General features: G+C 67.0%; 19 protein-coding genes. 6 read left to right on the top strand and 13 right to left on the bottom strand.

Annotation, left to right across the window (positions count from 1 at the left end):
• Both AC08OO_RS15290 and AC08OO_RS15285 read left to right on the top strand, forming a co-directional pair.
• Nucleotides 1–189 (top strand): hypothetical protein (locus tag AC08OO_RS15290; RefSeq protein WP_476618678.1); only part of this gene is annotated, 189 nt, incomplete at its 5' end.
• A 790-nt stretch (nucleotides 190–979) separates the two neighbouring features.
• Nucleotides 980–2,137: an alkaline phosphatase family protein gene (locus tag AC08OO_RS15285; protein ID WP_476610427.1), complete on the top strand. Its 1,158-nt coding sequence runs from the start codon at nucleotides 980–982 to the stop codon at nucleotides 2,135–2,137.
• 257 nt (nucleotides 2,138–2,394) lie between these two features.
• Here the strand turns inward: AC08OO_RS15285 and AC08OO_RS15280 are convergent, their stop codons facing one another.
• Genes AC08OO_RS15280 through AC08OO_RS15220 form a run of 13 tightly spaced genes read right to left on the bottom strand, consistent with a single transcriptional unit; the run spans nucleotide 2,395 to nucleotide 13,250 of the window.
• Complete coding sequence (locus AC08OO_RS15280) at nucleotides 2,395–3,345, bottom strand: aminotransferase class IV (protein ID WP_476610426.1); 951 nt, start codon at nucleotides 3,343–3,345, stop codon at nucleotides 2,395–2,397.
• 3 nt (nucleotides 3,346–3,348) lie between these two features.
• Complete coding sequence (locus tag AC08OO_RS15275) at nucleotides 3,349–4,152, bottom strand: class I SAM-dependent DNA methyltransferase (RefSeq protein ID WP_476610425.1); 804 nt, start codon at nucleotides 4,150–4,152, stop codon at nucleotides 3,349–3,351.
• Entirely contained in the window at nucleotides 4,152–5,144 is a 993-nt protein-coding gene (locus AC08OO_RS15270) for a phosphotransferase family protein (RefSeq protein ID WP_476610424.1), read from the bottom strand. Before AC08OO_RS15270 ends, AC08OO_RS15275 begins: the two co-directional genes overlap by 1 nt.
• A gap of 12 nt (nucleotides 5,145–5,156) precedes the next feature.
• Nucleotides 5,157–5,915 (bottom strand): class I SAM-dependent methyltransferase, encoded by a 759-nt coding sequence (locus AC08OO_RS15265; protein WP_476610423.1) that lies wholly within the window; start codon nucleotides 5,913–5,915, stop codon nucleotides 5,157–5,159.
• On the bottom strand, nucleotides 5,912–6,742 hold the full coding sequence (locus AC08OO_RS15260; protein WP_476610422.1) for an inositol monophosphatase family protein: 831 nt from the start codon (nucleotides 6,740–6,742) through the stop codon (nucleotides 5,912–5,914). The genes AC08OO_RS15265 and AC08OO_RS15260 overlap by 4 nt, the downstream gene beginning before the upstream one ends.
• Nucleotides 6,739–7,833 carry a glycosyltransferase family protein gene (locus AC08OO_RS15255; RefSeq protein ID WP_476610421.1) on the bottom strand — a complete coding sequence of 365 codons (1,095 nt, stop codon included), beginning with the start codon at nucleotides 7,831–7,833 and terminating at the stop codon, nucleotides 6,739–6,741. The genes AC08OO_RS15260 and AC08OO_RS15255 overlap by 4 nt, the downstream gene beginning before the upstream one ends.
• Nucleotides 7,830–9,035, bottom strand: a complete 1,206-nt coding sequence (locus tag AC08OO_RS15250; RefSeq protein ID WP_476610420.1) for a glycosyltransferase family 4 protein — start codon at nucleotides 9,033–9,035, stop codon at nucleotides 7,830–7,832. The genes AC08OO_RS15255 and AC08OO_RS15250 overlap by 4 nt, the downstream gene beginning before the upstream one ends.
• 18 nt (nucleotides 9,036–9,053) lie before the next feature.
• Entirely contained in the window at nucleotides 9,054–9,758 is a 705-nt protein-coding gene (locus AC08OO_RS15245; protein WP_476610419.1) for an HAD family hydrolase, read from the bottom strand.
• Nucleotides 9,755–10,348: an NUDIX hydrolase gene (locus tag AC08OO_RS15240; RefSeq protein ID WP_476610418.1), complete on the bottom strand. Its 594-nt coding sequence runs from the start codon at nucleotides 10,346–10,348 to the stop codon at nucleotides 9,755–9,757. Before AC08OO_RS15240 ends, AC08OO_RS15245 begins: the two co-directional genes overlap by 4 nt.
• Nucleotides 10,345–11,322: an SDR family NAD(P)-dependent oxidoreductase gene (locus tag AC08OO_RS15235; protein ID WP_476610417.1), complete on the bottom strand. Its 978-nt coding sequence runs from the start codon at nucleotides 11,320–11,322 to the stop codon at nucleotides 10,345–10,347. Before AC08OO_RS15235 ends, AC08OO_RS15240 begins: the two co-directional genes overlap by 4 nt.
• A gap of 57 nt (nucleotides 11,323–11,379) precedes the next feature.
• Complete coding sequence (locus AC08OO_RS15230; protein WP_476610416.1) at nucleotides 11,380–12,084, bottom strand: NTP transferase domain-containing protein; 705 nt, start codon at nucleotides 12,082–12,084, stop codon at nucleotides 11,380–11,382.
• Entirely contained in the window at nucleotides 12,081–12,644 is a 564-nt protein-coding gene (locus AC08OO_RS15225) for a D-glycero-alpha-D-manno-heptose-1,7-bisphosphate 7-phosphatase (protein ID WP_476618677.1), read from the bottom strand. The genes AC08OO_RS15230 and AC08OO_RS15225 overlap by 4 nt, the downstream gene beginning before the upstream one ends.
• A gap of 27 nt (nucleotides 12,645–12,671) precedes the next feature.
• On the bottom strand, nucleotides 12,672–13,250 hold the full coding sequence (locus tag AC08OO_RS15220; protein WP_476610414.1) for a D-sedoheptulose-7-phosphate isomerase: 579 nt from the start codon (nucleotides 13,248–13,250) through the stop codon (nucleotides 12,672–12,674).
• Nucleotides 13,251–13,782: 532 nt separating this feature from the next.
• Between AC08OO_RS15220 and AC08OO_RS15215 the strand changes: the two genes are divergently transcribed.
• The 4 genes from AC08OO_RS15215 to AC08OO_RS15200 all read left to right on the top strand — a co-directional run.
• Nucleotides 13,783–14,076, top strand: coding sequence for a hypothetical protein (locus tag AC08OO_RS15215; RefSeq protein ID WP_476610413.1), 294 nt, complete (start codon nucleotides 13,783–13,785; stop codon nucleotides 14,074–14,076).
• 453 nt (nucleotides 14,077–14,529) lie between these two features.
• A complete protein-coding gene (locus tag AC08OO_RS15210; protein ID WP_476610412.1) occupies nucleotides 14,530–15,336 on the top strand; it encodes a class I SAM-dependent methyltransferase in 807 nt (268 codons plus the stop codon).
• A 253-nt stretch (nucleotides 15,337–15,589) separates the two neighbouring features.
• The gene (gene drmD, locus AC08OO_RS15205; protein ID WP_476618676.1) at nucleotides 15,590–18,760 is read left to right on the top strand and encodes a DISARM system SNF2-like helicase DrmD; all 3,171 of its coding nucleotides are present in this window, start codon (nucleotides 15,590–15,592) and stop codon (nucleotides 18,758–18,760) included.
• Nucleotides 18,760–21,535: Eco57I restriction-modification methylase domain-containing protein (locus tag AC08OO_RS15200; protein ID WP_476610410.1), on the top strand; the 2,776-nt coding region annotated here is incomplete at its 3' end. The genes drmD and AC08OO_RS15200, both read left to right, overlap by 1 nt.

Below are 21,535 nucleotides of genomic sequence, written 5' to 3'. Positions count from 1 at the left end.
GGGCCGGGTCGGGCACGAGGCGGTCTCCTCCACGGGCTGAAAATTGCCGTCGTAGAGGAGACCGGATTCTGGGCCTGTTTTTGCCACTCACCTCCCAACTTTATTGATAGATCTTTTTTATGGGTCGCGTTGACGGTCTCGCTGGGCATGCCCAGCGAGACGCTGTGCAGCACCGGCATTCGCTGCTGATTAGTTAAGAATGGCGACCACCCACCGGACCACCAGAGGTAAAGATCGATATGTGCTCTGACGTGCATTCACAGCGATTTCTAGTCCGCATGAACTAGTTCACCCGAACCATGATCGATGGGCACGGCGATCACGCCTTCGAAGATCGCTGGCATGCCACGACAGCCAAACGCGAACCGACTCCCTCCGCCAGCGGTAGACCGCACGCCACACCCTGCCGTCGGGCGCCTTCCAGGGGCCCATCACCTACGGACGGCGCCCGGAGCCCGCCGACCTGTCTGCATACCGGCCGCCTCGGGTCAAGGCCCTACCCCAAGACGGCCCGCGCACCGCCCGGACCGTCCGCAGGAACACGAACCGGATCAGCACCACCATCCGTCGTCCGCGCACAGACCCCCGGGTCCGGGTCCGGGTCCGGACCCGGACCCCCGAGGTCGGTCGGCAGACCGGGCCATATCCAGACCGGACCATGCATCGCGCATTCCAACGGTGTCCGCCCCGCCGCACCGCCCCGAAGCAAGGCTTGCTCGGTGGTCACAGCGGGGCGATCATTCTGTCCTGGTATGCACCGGTGGGGCGTGTCGGCGAGAGGCCCGTTCCGGCCGGTTGGTGGCTAAACGAGGCTCAAGTGGCTCCGCCTTGCATCGGGTGTTGGCCTCGCCGGATGAGATGGGCTGGCTGGGTGGGTGAGAGCCGAAGGCACGTGTCCTCGGCGCCATGCGCAACAATCCGTGAGGCAGCGGCCATGACGAGTCCGGCGTCCATCCGTTTCAGGTGAAGGTTGCGGATCATGAATTCTCAGGCGTCCGGACGTCCGACGGGCACGCTCGCCGACGTTGTGCCGTCGTTGCTGGCCGGGCTGGGTGTTCCGGGCATGATGAACGTTCTGGGGCTGCCCGCCGCGTCCAGGGTCTGCCTGCTCCTGGTGGACGGCCTGGGATGGCTGCAGCTGCGGTCACACGAAGCCGAGGCGCCATTCCTGTCCTCGTTGGCAGCCGGTCGCGAACCGATCATTGCAGGATTTCCGGCGACGACGGTGACAAGCCTCGCCGCGCTCGGCACCGGCGTTCCCTCCGGCGAGCACGGAATGGTGGGTTACACGTTCGCCATCGGCGCCGACGAGCTACTCAACGCGCTGCGATGGCAGCGGCATGGCGAAGCGCCGCCTATCGATCTGCGGACGCAGATTGTTCCTGAGCAGGCGCAGCCACATCGGACGCTCTTCGAACGCGCCACCGATGCCGGTGTGCATGTGCGTCTGGTCGCACCGCACGAGCAGGAGGGCAGCGGCTTCACTCGCGCCGCGCTGCGTGGTGGGCAGTTCCACGGGGTTCACGCCCTCGGCGACCTCGCCAGTCACGTCCTGGACGCGCTGCACGGTCATGACCGGGTGTTCTGCTACGCGTACCACGGTCAACTCGACACGCTCGGTCACGTCTACGGGCCGGGCAGCGAGCCGTGGCGGCGGCAGCTGGCCGTCGTGGATCATCTCGCAGCGATGATCACCACAGGGCTTCCGTCGGATGGCATTCTCGTTGTCACTGCGGACCACGGCATGGTCGCCGTGGCCGAGGAAGACCGGATCGACGTCGATACCGAGCCGGCGCTACGCGACGGCATACGGATGCTCGGCGGTGAGGCCCGCGTCCGCTACCTCTACACCGAGCCCGGTGCGACTGACGACGTCTGGCGCAGCTGGCACGACATGCTCGGCACGCGAGCCCTGGTCCGCCGTCGAGACGAGGCCGTTGACATGGGATGGTTCGGCCCGCGAGTCGCCGCAAACATCCGCCCGCGGATCGGCGATATCGTCGTCGCCGCGTTGGGAAATCTCGCCATTATCCGGTCAGAGGCCGAACCCATATCGAGCCGCTTCACCGGCCACCACGGTTCCCTGACCGCCGACGAACAACTCATCCCGCTCCTGCCCGCCTCAAACACGAACTAGCAGAACTCTCGCTCCTCCCGCTGGCCAGGTAGTTCTTTTCAAGTCGCTGGTGAATATGCAAGGCTCCCTCACGGAACCGGATGTGAGAAACGGGGTGCATCTGGGACCGCTCGGGTACTTGACTTCCTCCCGGGGAATCGAAGTCGGTTCTGGTTACGGTCATGGAAGACGGTCGCAGATATTCGCAAGTACTGTAGCGACCGCACCCTGTGTTATCCTCGGCGCTCCCGCGCGCCGCGCGGACTCCAGGTTCTGCATTACTGGGAGTCTGTGAGCAACGCCGATCCGTTCACAGGCGTCAGCCAGCGAGACGGCGCGACGCCGCGGCATACATCGAGGTAGTCGCGGTCGAGCTGGGCCGCCAGCGGCCCTTGGGCTCCTGAGCCGATGCCGTCGCCTTCGATCTCGACGGCTGACTTCACCTCGTCCATGGTCCCGACGAGCACGACCTCGTCCGCGGTCCGCAGCTCCGAGACGTGGACGGGGCGTTCGTTCACGTCGATGCCGTGCTGTGCGAGCAGTTCCGTGCAGATGGTCCGGGTGATGCTGGGGAGAATGCCCGATGCCAGCGGAGGTGTGACGACCTCACTGCCTCGCACCACGAGGATCGAGGTGCCACCGGTCTCCAGTACCTCGTCGGCGGCGTTGCACACGATCGCCTCGTCGAAGCCGCGCGACTCCGCGTCGACGCGGGCAAGCCGGAATTCCCAGTAGCGGGCGCCGAGCTTCTCCATGGGCGGTGATCCCAGTGGTCGGCGCCAGGGACTGACCGAGCAACGCGTCTCGCGCTTCTCACGATCGAGGTTCGGGTAGGCGGCGATGTACATGCCGGTCACCGTGTCCTCTGGTCGCCAGGCGTAACGACCGTTTTCGAGGTACACGGTCGGACGCACGTACAGGTCGTGCGCCGGGCCGAAGTACGCGGCCACGTCCGCCAGTCCGCCAGCGAGCGCTGGCTGCACATCCTGCATGGGGATGCAATTGCGCGCGACGGTCGCGGCCAAGCGGTCGAGGTGCTCGCGCAATGCCACCGCGCCGAGCTGCTCGCCTCTGGTCTGGCGGTAGAGCCGCATTCCCTCGAAGATGTTCATGCCGCGGGTCGAGAGCTCCGATGTCACGTGTACGACCGCCGTCACCCAGGGAACGATCTTGCCGTTGAGCCAGATGACGTCGGGATCTTTCCTGTACATCGAAGCGCCGCTGGGCATGGGTCAGCCCCTTCTCTTCAAGATCCATATCTGTTCGCTCGACTGAGGGCCGAACGGCTCCCCGTCGAACGATCCCAGCCGGTCGATGACCTCGAATCCGCAGTCGCTGGCGGCGCCGACCACATCTGGCTCCTCGATCCAGCCGAGTCGGTAGTCGGCTCTCTGAAGCACCTGTCCTTCGGGGTCCCCGCAACCGTCTCGGACAACGAGGGAGGAGCACAGCTGGCGCCTCCCCCGGTCGACCCTATGCGTGTGCCACAGCGTGACGGCCTCGTCGGCGTTATCGCCCGTGACGGGGGCAGCAACGCCGTCAGCTGCCATGGCGGCATCGAGGTTGAAAACATAGTGGTCGAACACGAATCGGCCACCGGGGGTGAGGTTGGTGGCGACGTTGTCGAACAGCGCGCGCAGCCGCGCAGGCGCATGGAAGTGTCCGATGGTACGGAAGGGCAGTAGGGCCGTCGAGACGGGACGGTCGAAGTGCACGGTGGTGACGTCTCCTTGGATGAGCGTCACCCGTTCCCCCACCTCGTGCCCGAGGGCGTCGAGTCGCCGTCTGGCTTGCATCAGCATCGCCGGCGATGTGTCAACGCCGATGACCGAGACACCGGCCTGTGCCAGACGGGCAGCTATGCGTCCGGTACCGACCCCCAACTCGGCCACGACGCCCGCTGCCTTCATGCCGATGCGCGCGTAGAACACCTCACTGGGCAGACGAGCTGGATCGCCGGCGATCCACCGGTCGTATACCGGCGCCAGGTCTCCGTAGATGCCGCCGACGTCGGCGTCGCTGTGCGCAGAGTGCATCAGCTGGTCGGTGACGGATGGACCGGCGGGTCGCTGCGGTCGTCGAGGGCGGCGACGTAACGTCGGTCGCCGAGGATGCTGGCGGCCCACTGGAAGTGACCCGTCTCCTCGATCGCCTTGGCCTCATCGGGGTACATGTCGCAGGACAGCAGCGCGGCGAGGAGTAGGTAGCCATAGAATGGCCGCACCTCGTCGGCCGAGAGCCGGGACGCCGCCGACGCCAGCAGGCGGTCGCGCACCTTGGGACTGTCGGTGTCGTACATGCTGTAGTAGCCGCATGCGGACGCCAGGTCGAACAGTGGGTCGCCCATCATGGTGAAGGTCCCGAAGTCGATGATGCCGCTGACCGTCCGCGTGTCACGAAGCAGCAGGTTGCCCGGGTACAGGTCTCCGTGGATGAGGCCGAGCTTCCCGCGGTATGGCGTGGCGAGCCACCGGTCGATCGACGCCAGCGTGCCCTCGATATCCGGTACCGTTCGCCGCAGCAGGTCGCCCACCTGCTGCCGTTTGCCGTGCGCTTTCTGAGCTAGGAAGCGGTTCCAGTCGAGCTCGTCGCTGATCTTCGGCTCTGGTTGCAGCAGCGTGTAGCGATCGAGCGGCGGGTCGATCTCGACCCGCCGCAGCTCCAGCACCGTGCGCACATAGAGGGCCTCGGCGTCGGGGCCTCGCAGCTCTTCCCACTGGTTCATGGGCTTACCGTCGATGCGCCGTTCCTCAACCAGCACCAGGTCCTCGAAGGGCTCGATGCGGAAGATCTTGGGCAGGGCGAACGGGACGTCGCCGGGCTGGATGCGGTCGTAGAAGTCCTTCAGCGTCATCAGCGACGCTGCTTCCGCCGGGTCAGCGTAGACCTTGAGCACGTGCTCTGCGTCGAGCCCGTAGACCTTGGCCTCGGTGCCGGTTCCGATCTGATCGGCGCCGGTGAGCCCGAACTTGGCGAGTGCCCGGAGCTCCATCTCGGTGTCGATCATCGATGAGTCGCGTCGTTGCATGTCCGATCTCCCTTATGCGTCCGGTTTCGTGGCCATGAGCACGAGGCGGTTCTCGACCCGCACAGGGCCGCCGGCGAAGTCCCCGTAGCAGCGGACGTCGGCGAATCCGGCGTCGCCGAGCAGACCCACCAGCTGATGTTGTGAGTACATGCGCGTGCGGCAGGTCCGTGTCTGGCCACGGAAGGTGTAGCGGCTGTGGCAGAGCTGCTCAGTCCAGTCGAAGGAGGACTCCTCCACCACCCCGTACCGTTCGACGATCTTATGGCCGAATGCCTCGTCGCCGTGGCGGTTCTCGTGCTCGGCCCGCTCCAGATGAGTGATCTCCATCAGGAGCTTGCCTCCGGGACCCAGGGCCTTGTGCCAGGCACGCAGTGCGGCGAAGTCGTCGCTCGAATTTTCCAGGTAGCCGAAGCTCGTCCACAGGTTCAGGGCGGCGTCGTAGCCGCGCCCCGGCGGGGTGCGCATGTCGCCGACGGCGAAGTCGACCTCTGGTGCCCGTCTGCGGGCGTGCTCGATCTGCACGGGTGAAATGTCCACGCCGGTCACGGCCATACCACGCTCGGTCAGGAGCGCAGCGTGACGGCCGTACCCGCAGGGGACGTCGAGTACACGCGCTCCGGGGGCCAGCCCGAGCAGCCGCACCAGGTCGTCGACGTCGCGCTCCGTCGATTCGTACTTCCCGAGCGCGTCGAACATCTCTCGATATCCCTCACCGAAGAAGTCGTCGGCCCAGCTGCCGTCGACCTCCACCGTGTTCATCGTCTGGTTCACATCACCTCTCCTGCGGCAGTCCCGGGCTCGGCGGCCAGGGAGGATCGCACGGCCTGCGCCATCTTCGCCTGTAGCAGCCGACTGTCGGCGGCAACGACATAGCCGGCGTCGACGTCGGCGGAGGAGAACGTGAGTGCCGCGCCCCGCTCGTCGGTGACTGTTCGTCCGGCCGCCGTGAGGAGGTGGACGGGGGCGGCCAGGTCCCAGGCGCGGTGCCCACACATCTCGATCACCGCGCCGCGCACCACGCCAGCGGCGACGTCGAGCAGCGTGCGTGTCGACTCGAAGCGGTCTGGCGCGCACACCTTGTCGGGCAGGGCTTGGACCAGTTCCGGCAGATGGCAGTAGGTCATGCGGACATCCTCGGCGCGACGGGCCGTCGGAACTCCACGCAGCTCGACGGTGCTGTGCTTGGCGACCGCGGTGATGCCGACAGCGGGAAACTGCATGGCGGAGAAGTACGGCTGTCCCCGACACCAGCGGCTGGCGAGCACGGCGAAGTCGTCGGAACCTTCCGTGTAGCAGCGTGTCCCGTCGAGCGGGTCGATGAACCACACGTCGTCATCGCCGACGCCAGCATGGTGACCGTCTTCCTCGGCGATGACGACGGCGTCGGGCCACAGCGAGTGCACAGCACCCACGAGCAACGTCTGGCTGTGAGAGTCGATCGCCGTCACCAACGAGCCGTCGTCCTTCACGGTGACATCGTGGTCGTGTAGCGAGGCATCACCACCGGGCCACCATTCCAGGATGAGCGCGCTCGCCGCGTCCATTGCCGTGAGGAACTCGCGTTCGGCGCGGGTGAGCGGCTGGTCGAGAGCGGTCATCGGGCCCGCCCCATCGGCGAAGGCTCGTGGGCGGCCAAAGCGCACTCGATCACGGTGAGCCAGTCCGTCCACGTAGCCGTCGCCCGCGGCATCCGAGGCAGGCGTTCGCGACACAGCGCCGCCATCGCCGTCCGCAGGTCGTCGACTTCATGCGGGCCGACGGCGATGTGCGCGATGCCGGCGCCGGTGAACTCCCGCATGGCGGGAATGTCCGTCAGGATCAGGCGGGCCCCGAGCCCGTAGAGGTCTCGCACCACGGCTGATGTCTCGCCGAGGTGCGGGAAGCGAAGTTGCACAGCGACGTCGACCGAGATCAGCAAGGTCGTGTAGGCCTCGTCGTCGACGTAGCCGAGGTGACGGATAGAAGGATCGGCGGGGACGGCGACGTCGTACTGCTTCTCTCCCACGAGCAGCAGTACGGTGTTCGCCGGTCGGTCGGTCCAACTGGCCCACGCTGCCAGCACCTGCTCGATGCGCTTGTACTCGCCGATGTAGCCGAAGCTGGCGAACACGAACTGCTTGTCCGACAAGCCGACCGCCTGCCGTCCTGCCGTCTGCGCCGGTACCTCGGTCGGGAATGGCACGTGGTCGATCAGGGCATGCGGGTAGCGTCTCCGCAACTCGTCACGTACGGCGACCGAATGAACCAGTACGTTGGTCGCCTGGTCGATGGCGAGGCGCTCGCACCCAGCGTCAACCGAGTACCAGTCGAAGGTTGTGATCGGCTCGCCCAGGTCAAGCGGATTGCCGGTCAGGTCACGCCCCGTCGCTCGGCGGAGCCGGTCGAGCAGCCACGCCCGCTCACCCGGGGGCAGCCACGGCCAGGTGCTGTAGTAGAAGTCGAGATTGTTGAACTCGTGCAGCACGACGGTACCCGGCCGTTCACGTAATGCCCGGAATGCCGCCTCGTGGTGGCGGTTGTTGCCAAGGTGGTAGAGCACGTGGTCGAACTCGTCCGGCTCGACATAGTCGTGGTTCGACACACGTACGCAGTCGAATCGTGTCCGCAGGCGCGGCAATGACTCGTCGATGTAGCGCACCACTCCCGACCGGTCGGGAGCTGCGGGACCGTAGATCCCCAGTGTGGTCACGCTGTCACCTCGGCGCTGAGCGTCTGACGGCGCCGCTCTGCCAGCACTTCCTCGTAAGCGAGCACCGTGTCGCTGGCCGACCGCGCGATGCCGAACTGGTGGCGCGCCGCCGCGCTCGCCGCGTCGCCTAGTAAGCGGCGCCGTTGTGGGTCTGCCACGAGCACGTCGAGCACCTCGGCCAGACGGGCGGGATCATCGGTGTCGACCGCCACGCCGCCGCCCTTGCTCGCCACTTCGCGAAGCCCGGGAACGTCGGAGACGACGACAGCGCAACCGCGGCCGAAGGCTTCGATGGCGGCCAGGCCGAGGCCCTCCAACGTGCTCGGTTGCACGACAACGCTCGACGCCTCTAGCACGAGATCGCGCACGTCCTCGCTCACGTCTTCGAGGATGCTGACGCGGTCGCTCAGATTGTGCTCACGGATGGATGCGTAGAGCTCGTCGCGGTAGCTCGTCGACGCGCTGCTGCACGAGCCGACAAGGAGAATGCGGGCGTCGTCTGCACGGGTCATGTAGCGATAGGCGTCGAGCAGGCGCCGTTGCCCTTTGCGCTCCTTGAACCGGCCGATCACGGTCAGAAGCTGACCGTCTTCGGGGATGCCGACACGTTCTCGTAGCCGCCGTCGGGCTGCCGCCTCGTCGCGAGCCTCGACCGGGGGGAACAGCACGCCCATCGTGACCATACGGATGCGGTCCGGTGCCATGCCGAGCTGGCGGGCCTGCTCGGCGAAATACTCACTACCGGCGATCACGAGATCGGGCGCGCACGCGCGCAGCACGAACTCGCAGCGACGGCGGCCACCCGGCTCACCGACTGGATCGGTCTCATGGAACGAGGCGACCACCGGCCGGTCCTCACCCAAGCCGAGCAGGCCGGCCAACAGCAGTGACGCCTGGGTCTGGGTGTGCACCACGTCGACGCTGGCCTCGGTGACGAACGCCTCCACCTCCGGGAGTACGCCGAACAGCGCATCTTCCCACGGCACCCTGGCCGGATCGTTCCATCCGGTCAGCAACGCCGCCGTGCGCCGGATACGTACGCCATGGACGACAGCGTCGGCCGGCTCGGCCGCAGTGTTCCGATTCGTGATCACCGTCACGTCATGGCCGAGCCGCACTAGAGCTTCGGCGAGCGCGGCCACGTACGTCTCCATGCCGCCGACGCGCGGCGGGTACGTGGTACTGATGATGCCGATACGCACGGCTGCCGTTTTCCGGATTTAGGCCAGGGCCGGCGGACGGGCTACCGACCACGGCAGCGTCTGCAGCTCTCGTAGAGCCCGCACCCGGCGGATGCCCGGAATATCCCGGTAGGCGCCGAGACGATCGAACAGCACCGCGTCGTGGATACCGACCCCGTAAGCGCCGAGGATGTCGTTGATCAGTCCGTCGCCGACGAAGCGCACCTCGTCAGGCATCCTGTCCAGCCGTGTCAGCGCTTCGCGGAAAATCTGCTGATCGGGCTTCTCGTATCCCACCGCAGTGGAGTCGACGATCACGTCGAAGTAGCCGAGGATGCCGAAGCGGTCGAGTTCCTCGACCAGCGAGCCGTCGGAGTTCGACACCGCGGCGACAGCAACACCTCGCGCTTTAAGGAAACCGAGGAGGCCGTGCGCCTCGTCGTCGAGGTTGCGGTACAGGTCGGCCCGCCGCTCACAGCCGTGCCACGCCGCCTCGCCGATCGTCGGATCGACGCCGAGGAACGCCGCCCACGTACGTCCGACCTTCTGCGACCGCGTGAGCTCGTCGGGGAAGGTCAGATGGTGCAGCTCGGCGGCTGCGGCGAGAGCCAGCTCGAAACGGGGGGCGTCTCCGGTCACCACAACACCGGCCCGCTCCAGCTCCTCGCGCATGACGTTGCCACACGGGTGGATGAAGGTCATACCGATATCGAAGAGCGCCGCGCTGGGCGCGGACCTGCTCACGACAGGTACCCGAAGGCCATGGCCGACAGCAGCGCCGTGGTCGACAGGCAGCCGGGCACCTCGCCGGCGCGGATTACGTCACGGAGCCGGGCGGCCTCGACCCAGTGCACCGACGTCGACTCATGCGGATCGGTCGCCTCGCCGACGTGTTCGACGGCTCGCGCGTAGGCGAAATGGAACCGCTGGTCGCTGACGCCGTCGGAGGCGTTGCACGACAGGAACACCTCTGGAGACTCGATCACCCAGCCGGTCTCCTCACGCACCTCCCGCGCCGCAGCGATGGCCAGCTCCTCACCAGGCTCGACACCACCTGCGGGGATCTCGAACCCGACGGTGTCGGTGATGAAGCGATGCCGGTAAAGCAACAGCACGCCCCGATCGGGGTGATGGACCACCGTGCCGACGGCCTCGTACGGAAATCGCACCACGTGGTGCTCGTAGGCGGGAGCACCGGGAGGCGTTACCGACACGAGGTCGAGGGACATCCAGCGGCTGCCGTAGATGCGCCTGCTCCCGCCCACCGTCCACCGGTCGGCGGGCGGCAGGGTCATTCCGGACGCCGCCAGCGGCGCTCGTTCGGTGACGGTCACGGCATCCCTTTCATCATCTGCTGAACGGTCTCTCTGACCGCGGCGTCGGAGCCGAGCGTCGGGCGCCAACCGAGTTGCCGCAATCGCTCCGGCTCCACGGCCAACGTCGCGACATCGCCGCGCCAGCCGTTGTCCTGCGCCTCAGTCTTCACCGGCAGGGTGGGCACGGCGCTTGCCGTCACAACGATCTTGGCAACGTCGAACGCGCTGGTGGCGTCCTCATTGCACACGTTGAACACGTCGACCGACGGTGTCGCATGCTTCGCGGCGACACGCAGCGCGCGCACGCAGTCGTCGACGGCGAGATAGCTGCGCGTCTGACGCCCGTTACCCAGAACCCGCAGCTCGGCCGGCCCGTCGGCGACCTTGCGGACGAGGTCGTAGACGATCCCCCGACGCATGCTCGGTCCGACGATGTTCGACAGACGGCATACCGCCGCCGGAAAGCCGAGCTCGGCCGCGTAGGCGTGCAGGAACGCCTCTGCCGACACCTTGCCGGCGGCGAAGCGGGAGGTGGGACGGATACGCCCGGTCCGCTCCGTGATCGGAACATTCGACCCCTGATAGACAAGTTGCGTGGAGGTGAGCACCACGGTAGGAAGCGACCCACCGGAAGCGTGACTGTCGTGACGACGAGCGAGAGCCTCAAGGAGCGCCGCGGTCCCCCCGAGCGTCAGGCGCACGTCGGCCATCCGCGCGGCCCGATCACCCCGGTTCTCGGTGTTGGAGGCCAGGTGGAAGACGACGTCCTGATCGGCGACGGCCTCGTCGAGCAGATCAGCGTCCAAGACATCACCAGGTCGATACGTCAAACGCCCGGTATCGCCGAAGCGGGCGACCAGCTCGACCTCGTCCGCTGGCCGAGCGTCGAGAACGCAGACGTGTACCCCATCGGCGATCAACGACTCGACAAGCGCGGAGCCGATAAAGCCGGCGCCTCCCGTGACGAGCGCGTGTGTCCACGTGCTGCCCATGCCCTCACTCTCTCGACAAGTAGAAACGATCAGTGACAGCCGGCAGAGCGGCACCGATCACGCCGGTACCTCCGAGGGCCCAGCTCCTTTCGCGGCGAGGAAATCGGCGAACACGGCCTGGCGCTCGGGCGTACCGATGTCGTAGAAGCGCTGATCCGTGATCGCTGCCAGCAGCGCATTGGCGGCGATCATGCGACCGAAGAGCACCGACAGATCGAGCGGATCGCGCGCGTCTGCGATCCGGGCGAGCGCACGACGCCGCAGCATGACCATCCCGGTATCGATGTATTCGCAGCTCACCGAAGCGCCTTTGTCGTACCGGGTCACGAGACCCTCATGCACGGCCACGTTGCTCGGCACATCGCTCCACGCGGACGTCACGAGCATTACGCCGTCAGCCACGGCATCGAGGCGGCCGACGACGTCGGCGATGTCGACGTCGAGATAGGTGTCGCCTAGTGCGAGCAGGAACGTCTCGTCGAGGAAGTCGATCGACGAGCGCAACGCCCCGGCCGTCCCCTGAGGTGGATCGATGCGCCAGGTAACCGCCAGGCCGTCATAGCGAGCGAGGTGCTCCTGCACCTGCTCGCCGAGGTGGCCGAGGCAGAAATGGAACCGTCGCACGCCCGCCCTGACGAACGGCGCGAGGAAATAGTCGAGGAACGGCCGCCCGCCGACCTCCTGCAGCACCTTCGGGCGACGACTTCCCAGCTCGCCGAGACGGGTGCCCAGTCCACCAGCCAACACGACGACCTGCGTCATGCCATCCCCCGATGGGTGACGATGTCGATGGACGGACGGCCGGACAGCAGATACTCGGCGGCCTCTGCAAGATCACGAAACGAGCCGAGGTGGTTCGGCGAGAACACGGCCGGCGGTTCGATCTGGCGCCCCGATCGAACATGAAGTGTCCAACAGCCGGCTGCCTGCCCAGCAAGAACATCCGACGTGTGGTCGCCGATCATCAACGCCTCGATGGGAGTCACGCCGAACCGATCCAGTACCTCGTGCAGAAGTCCAGGCCGTGGCTTGCGGCACGGACAGCCCGCTACGTGGTCGTGGACGCAGGCGCGGACCACGATGACCCCGTGGTCATCAGTGATCTCCGCACGCATTGCGTCGTGGATACGATCAAGCACAGCAACATCAAGTAGACCGCGGGCAACCGCTCGCTGATTGGTTACGACACCCAACTTGAGCCCGTGCTTGATCAGGCGCCGGCAGGCTTCCCGAGAACCCGGAAGCCAACGCCAGTGATCGAGCGCCGTGACGTAGTCGGCGCGGTTCTCGTTGAGGACACCGTCGCGGTCCAGTAACACCACGCGGATTCGGGTCGGAGTCGCCACTTCTCAGCTCGCCGCGGGAGTTTCTGCCGTCACCTCGTGGATCTGCGCGATGAGCGAGTGCGTGATCGCGTGCGTCGTCGCAGCGTGTACGGCTTCGATCAGTCCTGGGTCGCTGTGGGCGACGTGCAGGCTGACATCGGCGATCTGGCGGAGCGCACCGCCGCTGCCGACGAACGCGATCGTCGCGATGCCATGTTCGCGTGCGTAGGTGGCTGCCTTCACGACGTTGGGCGAGTTGCCGCTCGCGCTGATCAGGATCAGGCAGTCACCCGGCCGGGCCTGGGCCGCCAACTGGGCGCTGAACACCTCGGAGTAGTCGGTGTCGTTGGCGTAGGCCGTCAGCAGCGCCAGATCGGTCAGCGACGAGGCTCGCAGCGAGCGCTGGCCCGAACCGAAAACGGTCTTGGTCAGATCGCAGACGAAGTGGGATGCCGTGGCCGCGCTGCCGCCGTTACCGGCCACGAACACCGCTCCGTCGCGCTGGTACGTGGCAATCAGTACCTCGACGGCCTGCTCCAGATCAGCGACGTCCACCTCCCCAAGCGCTTCCATCACATCGCCGAGGAACGCATGGGCGACCACATGCTTGCCGAAGGCAGCGGATCTCCGAGCCGGTGACGGCAGATGATCGGCCGCCGCCGAGGCAATCCGGACCATGTCATGATTCATCCCCCGACGATGCATGAGAGCATCATAATACTCACAGAGAGTGGCGATGGTGGGCCCTTCGTTAACAACGGTTCATGGATCCGAAAAGCCGATCATCAGGGCAGATGCCTTCCAGGCAAGCCAGAACGCCCGGACCACTCTGAGTAGTCACGCCTGGGCGGGATGCTGGCGCCGGCTGCTGCGGCGGCCGGCGGGGCATCTCTGTCCCTCCCGGCGCCACGAGATCCACATCCTTGCTGATCTCGGCACCGCGCACCACGACGGAAGGCGCTCTCCGCCCATCTGGGCCGCCGCCGGGCATGGCGCCTGGACGTGATGTTCGGCGGGTCCGCTGTCCATCAGGTGCCTGATCTGGGCGTTCAGTACGCACCTCCTCAATCGGCCAGCGGAAACCACCTGACCGATCTCGACTACCCACCCGCCGACGGTGCAAGGCCACTCACCCATGACGGTCCTTGACACCCCACCGACCGTCGAGCAACTGCGATCACGGTTCGGCTCCGCCATCCGCATCGGCCAAGGCTGTGACCTCGCATCCGACCTCCGCGTCGAGATCGACGACGGCGAGTTCCTCACCGTCGGTGACCGCGTGCCCATCCGCCTAGGCGCCACCATCCAGGTCCACCGCGGCGGCACCGTCGTCATCGGCAACGACGTCACCATCGGCGAGAACACGTTCCTGTCCGCGATGGTCGGCATCCGCATCCGCATCGGCGACGGCTGGGCATCTCCAACATGATCGACGTCCACGACCACAACCACCGCGAACGGTCCCACCCCGACGGACCCGGCGGGGAACCCGCCCCATGGGCCAGTGGCTTCGCAGGCGCGCTCGTCATCATCGAGCCCGGGGCGGTGCTCTCGAACAAGGTCAGCGTCACCCGCCGACGTCCGCGGCGGCCAGAACACCATCGTCGGCGCCAACTCGACCGCCACCCGGCCCCTCGACCCAACACGGTCGCCGCAGGACACCCCCGCACGGCCGATCCGCGCGTTCGACGGCCCGTTTGCCACCACCGAGGACCGTCAGACGCTCCGCATCGGCTGGTTCGGCACCAGCATCATGGAGCACCGAGGGCTACAACGCCCAGATGGCCACCCAGGCGAACCTGCCTGCCCGCCGTCGGCTGCGTCGAGGCAGGAGCAGGCAAAACAGATCGCCAAGCGTGGGCGTCCTTTCCATACTGGTGGGGTGAAGATCGATAGTCGGGTGACGGCCCGCTATGAGCTGATCGACGAGGACGACCGTCTGTGGCGACCGGGCCTGGGTGACCTGGTCCGGCTGCGGACCTGGGACATCTTCGCGCGGTTCCTGCCCAGGCACGGCCGCGTCCTGGATATCGGTGGCGGTCCAGGGACACACGCCGCGTACCTTGCCGAGCGCGGCCTCGACGTTCTCCTAGTTGACCCGGTTGCCCGCCATGTCGAGAGGGCGCAGGCCCGGTCCCGGTCGCAGCCGCATGCGCCGTTTCGAGCCGAGCTGGGTGAGGCCCGTCGTCTTCCGGTGGCCGATCAGACTGTCGATGTCGTGCTGCTGATGGGCCCCCTCTATCACCTTGTCCAGCGGGATGACCGGGTCGCGGCGTTGCGCGAGGCGGCCCGGGTCCTTCGGCCGGGTGGTGAGGTTCTGGTCGAGGTTATCGCCCGGCATGCCTGGGTCCTCGACGCGACAAAGAAGGGCCTGTTGAGAAGCGGCGAGATCTGGGACGACTTTGACCGGAACCTGCGTGTCGGCCTCAGCCAGGACCCGGCGCAACCAGCCGCCGGCGGCTTCTGGGCCTATTTTCACCGCCCTGAGGAGCTACGCGCGGAGCTCGACCTCGCCGGTTATCGAGACATCCGCCTTGTCGCGGTCGAGGGTTTCGCCTGGCTGCTGGGGGACCTGGAGCAGCGTATGACCGACCCCACCGATCTGCTCAGGGCGGTCCGCCTGACCGAAACCGAACCGTCGATGCTCGGAACGAGCGCCCATGTCATCGGTGTCGCTCGCAAGCCGTAGGACTCGTCGGCAGGGCTACCGCTCCAGCGCACCGGGATGCCTCACACACGTTGGCAGCAGGACGTCGACGGTCTCGCCAAGGTCGCGTAGCGTGCGCCGTGGCAGATCAGCTTCGGCCCGCCGTAGCCGTAAATGAGGCCGTTGAGCGGGTTGCGGGCCCGCACGCACCCGCATCGACTCCCCGCAGGCAGGGGCGCGACGTCGCAGAGGGCGCGTGGATAGTGTCGAAGGTGTGACTGGGGTGGATACCGTCGTGTCTAATGGCGCCAGTGGCAGAGCTGCGGTGCGTGGGCTGCCGGCCCTTCCCGAGCCCGGCCAGGTGGTCGAGGTCCGTGGATCGACGTGGGCGGTCGCCAACGTCCAGGCACAGGGCCTCCCGAGGAGCCCGGCTGACGAAGCTGTTGCGGCGCTGAGTCATGTCGTCGACCTCCAGTCACTGGACGAGGACCGGCTGGGCGATCAGCTGTCGGTGGTGTGGGAGCTTGAGGTCGGTCACACGGTGACTCCGGCGCAGGGCCTCCCCGATGTGATCCACGCCGATGGGTTCGACGACCCGGAGACGCTGGCCGGGTTCATCGACGCGATGCGCTGGGGTGCTGTCACAAGCGCCGACCCGAACCGGTACCAGGCACCGTTCTGGTCGGGTGTGAACGTCGAGGCATACCAGCTCGAACCGCTCCGACGTGCGCTCGGTGCCCCTCGTGCGAACCTGCTGCTGGCCGATGACGTCGGCCTGGGTAAGACGATCGAGGCCGGGCTGGTGATTCAGGAGCTGTTCCTGCGGCACCGCGCTCGTACGGCGATGATCGTTTGTCCGCCAAGCCTGTCGCTGAAGTGGCAGGACGAGATGCGCGAGAAGTTCGGCTTGGTGTTCACCATCGTCAACTCCGAGCTGATGGCCGACGTCCGCCGCACGCACGGTCTGCAGGCCAACCCCTTCCAGATCTTCCCGCGGGTGATCGTGAGCATGGCTTGGCTGCCGCAGGTCCGCGCCCAGCGCCTGATGCGTGACATCTACGCGCAGGCGACGAACCCGAAGACGGGTAACCGGTACGCCTTCGACATCCTCGTGGTGGACGAGGCGCACCATGTGGCTCCGTCCAGTCCCTCGGCGGTTGCCGGCGGTCGCGGGTACGCCGTCGACACCCAACGCACGATCGCCGTACGGCAGCTGGCCGAGAAGTGCGAGCATCGCCTGTTCCTGAGCGCCACCCCGCACAATGGCCACCCCGAGTCGTTCACCGCACTGATGGAGATGATCGACCCGCAGCGATTCGCTCGCGGCGCGAACCTCGACTCCACCGCCCTGAAGGATGTGACGGTCCGGCGACTCAAGACCGACCTCACCGCCAGGGGATTCAAGAAGCGCAAGGTCAGCACGCTCGACTTCACTCCGTCGGAGTCGGAGCAGCAGATGTTCTCCCTGCTCGACGAGATCGTCGCCAAGAGCGCGGAGCGCAACGGCACGAGGCCTGGCGGCGACATCGTCACGATGCTGCTGAAGAAACGGTTCCTATCCAGCCCGTTCGCGTTCGGCATGACCCTGAGCCACTACCTGTCCTCGAAGGCGGGCCGTGGCCTGTCCGACGACGAGTACGACGACATCTTCGGTGAGGGCCAGTCCGACGAGGAAGAGGGCCTCTGGGAGCAGGACGAGGCCCAGAGGCTACGTGAGTCGAAGGGCTCCGACCCGCTCGTCGCGGCAGACCGGGGTCAGCTTGAAACCCTGATGAGCTGGGGGCTCGGCTACGAAAGCCGCGCCGACTCCCGCCTCGACCGGCTCGTCGGATTCCTCGACGCCATCTGCCGCCCCGACGGCAGCCACTGGTCCAACGAACGCGTTGTGATCTTCACTGAGTACGCCCACACCGTCGACTGGCTCACCCGGGTGCTGCGCCAGCGCGGCTACACCGACGACCGGCTCGCGGTGATCCAGGGCTCGACTCCGCCGGAGGAACGGGAGTACATCCGCTCCCAGTTCACCGCCGATCCGTCCAGGGAGCCGGTGCGCGTGTTACTCGCCACCGATGCGGCTGGTGAGGGCATCGACCTGCAGACCTACTGCCACCGGCTGGTGAACTTCGACATCCCGTTCAACCCGTCCCGCCTCGAACAGCGCATCGGCCGCATCGACCGATACGGCCAGGTAGAAGAGCCACGGGTCTTCCATTTCATGCCTGTGCTGAGCTCCTCAACCTACGGCTCAGATCTGAAGTTCATGGAGATCATCGCCCGCAAGATCGCCCAAGTCGAGTACGACCTCGGCTCGGCAAACCAGGTCGTCGGTGATGAGATCCGGGGCCACTTCGGCCGCCGCAAGCGGTCGGCGACGAAGGCCAAGGCGGTCGATACCAACGAGGTCATCAACGCCGCGCTGGCCGGCGGCATGGAACTCAACGCCCGCCTCACCCAGCTCGAACAGGGCTACGACGCGTCCCGGACGGAGAGACACCTCGACCCGGCGAACCTCCGCCGGGTGGTCGACACCGCGCTGCGCATCAACCACCAGGCCGCCTTGATCCCGAACTATGACTTCGCGCAGGACACCGACGCCGAAGTCTTCACCATCCCCACGCTCACGGCAGGCTGGCGCGACACCCTCCGCGGCCTGGACACCCGCCTTGCCCCCGGTCTGCTCCGGCCGATCACCTTTGACCCGGCCGCCGCCGAAGGCAGGGCCGACGTCGTCTACGTCCACCTCGGCCACCCGATCGTGCAGAAAGCTCAGCGGCTGCTGCGCCGCTCACTGTGGAGCATCGAGTCGCCGCTGCGCCGAGTGACCGCCGTGGTCGTCGACGACCTCGATGAGTCGTTCGTCGCGGCCGTCACCCGCATGGTGCTCGTCGGCCGTGGCGGCGTCCGGCTACACGAAGAGGTGTTCCTGGCCGGCGTCCGGCTGCGCGGACGCCGAGCGATGGCCGAGAAGCGAGCCGAGGAGGCGCTCGACAAGGCCCTCGACCGGGAGAACCTCACGCTGGCCGACCAGCGGATCCGTGACCAGCTCCGCGACATGTGGAATGTCCCCGACGCCCCCCTCCGATTGCGACTGGAGGAGTCGATGAGTACCCGTGCCAGCCGCCGTCATGAACTCGTCATCGAGCAGCTCACCCAGCGTCAGGCCGCGGACGTGCGGCGCGCAAAGGAGATCTTCGCCGCCTTCCGCGCCAATCTCCGCGAGTCGCTGGCTCGCCTGCGCGCCGAGGAAGCCGAGGCTGCGGGGCTGTTGTTCCCTGATCCCGACCAGCAGCGGCAATGGCGGCGCGACATCGACGCCATGTCCCGCCGTCTCGACGAACTTGACGACGAGGAGACGCGCGAAATCTCTGCCATCAACGACCGGTATCTGGACGTGAAGCCGCACACGACCGCCGCCGCCGTCGTGTTCGCCCTGACCCGCGGCGACGCTGAGGGGTGGAGAGAGTGATGGCGCGCCGAAAGACTCGCGGCCGACCGACCGCGAGCGCCGCCGACCAGCACCGCGGGTGGCTGGAACTTGTCGACGTCGACGGTCCGTTCCTGGCCATCCCCCCGCTGAAGCGGGTGTGGCCGCAGGGAATGCCCACGCTTCCCGACGCCCGTAAAGCGGCACTCGTCGACGCCCGCAAGGACTTCGAGGCGGCCTGGGACCAGTTCGACCAGGCACCAGACTCCGAGGCGGCCCTTGACCTGTACCGCGTGGCCCGCGACAAGTGGGTCGAGGCGATCCTTCGCGACGTCGCTGGCTGGGCGGAATCCCTGTCGTGGGGTGAAGTGCCCGGTGTCCAGGCGCACTCACCCAACCGGGCCGTGACCGTACGCGCGCAGGCATCGCTCGACGGCGCCGACAGTATCGGCGCTCTCGTCCACGTCGTCGACCCGGTCGATTCCCTCCGCCAGACTCCCGGCGACCTGTGGGCCGCCACCCCCATCGACCGCCTTGAGGCGATGCTGCGCGAGAACAGGATTCCCATCGGCATCGTCACCGACGGCCGCTGGTGGGGGCTTGTCTGCGCCCGCGAGGGAGCGATGGCGGCCTCAGGCATCGTCGATGCGCTCACCTGGATCGAGGAACCGCGCACCCGCGACGCGTTCCTCACCCTCATCGGGCGCCAGTACCTGATCGGCGGCGACCCGAACGAGCGCCTTCCTATCCTCTTCGAGGAGTCGGTCGCGGCGGCCGAAGAGATCACCGAGGCGCTGGGCGCCCAGGTGCGGCGGGCCGTCGAACTGCTCATCCAGTCCTTCTCCGAGTCGGCCGCCGACGCCCGGCGGCTCGGCCTGCCCGACCCGCTGCCGACGCGGTCGCACGACAGCTACGAAGCTGCCGTCACGGTGATGATGCGTGTCGTCTTCCTCCTTTTCGCCGAGGATCGCGGCCTGCTGCCCTCTGGCGAGCTGTTCGACCAGGGCTACGGCATCGCTGGCGAACTCGACGAGCTCGTCGTACGCGAGACCGAGGAAAGCGAAGAAGCCCTCGACTCCACCTCGCTGACCTGGCACCGGCTCCTGGCGACCAGCAACGCCCTCTACCGCGGCGCGACCTTCGAGAACCTCCGCATGCCCGCCTACGGAGGGTCACTCTTCGACCCGGCCCGGTTCCCGTTCCTGACCGCGACGACCGACCAGGGCGCGCTCGCGGTCACCGTCACGGACCGCGTCATGCTCCACGTCCTCCGGTCAGTGCAGATCGCCGACGTCAAGGGCGAAGCACGCCGCATTTCCTTCCGCGACATCGACGTCGAGCAGATCGGCTACATGTACGAAGGCCTCCTCGGCTACACGGCCGCCGTCGCCAGCGAGGTCACCGTCGGCATCAAGGGCACACTCGGGGAGGAACCCGAGATCCCGCTCGCCAAGCTGGAGGCGCTGGCAGCGAAACACCCGAACCGCGCCAAGCTTGCCGGGGCCATCCGCTCCTGGGTAGGTGAGGACCAGCCGTCGGCCAAGCCGCCATCGGCAGCCGCGATCGCGAAGGCGGTCGACGCGAAGGTGGATCCCAGCGTCGTCAGCGCGCTGACCCAGGCCGTCGGGGACGACCTCGTGCTTCGGGACCGAGTGAAGCCGTGGCTGGGCCTGGTTCGTCTCGACCTGCGCAAGCGACCGTTCGTCGTCCTCGCAGGCGGCCTGCTCGTGAAAGAGACGCCGTCGCGGAAGAACGCCGGCGCCCACTACACGCCGAAGTCGCTCGCCGAAGAGGTCGTCCTGCATGCCCTCCAGCCGCTCTGCTACGCACCCGGGCCGCACCAGACCGCCGACCAGGCGAAGTGGACGCTCAAGTCGTCGGACGAGATCCTCGACCTCAAGGTCGCGGACATCGCCTGCGGCTCAGGGGCGTTCCTCGTCGCCGCCGCCCGCTTCCTTGCCGAACGCGTTGTCGAAGCGTGGATCAGCGAGGACCCGGCGAACACGTCGCGCAGGGACCTCTACACGCTCGCGATCCGCCAGGTCGTCGCCAACTGTCTCTACGGCGCCGACATCAACGACATGGCCATCGAGATGTGCAAGCTCTCGCTGTGGCTCGTCTCCCTCGACCGCGACCTGCCGTTCTCCTTCGTCGACGACAAGGTCTTTCTTGGCAACTCGCTCCTCGGCCTGACCGACCTCAAGCAACTCCGCTCGCTCCACACCGACCCTGCCATCTCCCCCAGCCAGCGAATGCTGGAGCTGTTCGACGTCGATGTCGACTCGATCATCCGCAAGGCTGTCGGCCTCCGCGAGAACCTCGCCTCGCCCGTCGACGACGCGGACCCCGCTCGCTCCAGCGTGGCCAAGCGCCGCCAGCTCGCGCAGCTTCGTGACGTCACGACCGAGCTGTGCCGCATCGCGGACGGCGTGATTGCCGCGGGCCTACCCCTCGGCGGCAAGCCCGGCAAGGCGCTGAACGCCGCCTACGAGGGCCTGCGCGAAGCCGTCAAGAAGGCGTACCCGGGTCCGCAGGATGGCGACGCCGACCGTGCGTGGCTCGACACCATCATTGACCAGGGACTCACCCCGACGGTCGAGACCGACTACGAGCGCTGGCAGCCGCTGCACTGGATCATCGAGGCCGCCGACGTCCTGGTCGACAACGGCGGCTTCGACGCGATCGTCGGCAACCCGCCCTTCCTCGGCGGCCAGAAGCTCACCGGCGCGATGGGCACGTCCGTACGCGACTGGTTTGTCAACAGCGTTGCCGCAGGTCGTCGAGGCAGCGCTGACCTCGTCGCCTACTTCTTCCTCC

It is taken from the genome of Frankia sp. CeCAU1 (assembly GCF_977971845.1).
Note: the sequence above shows the minus strand (reverse complement) of the source record. Positions and strands in the feature narration are given on the sequence as shown.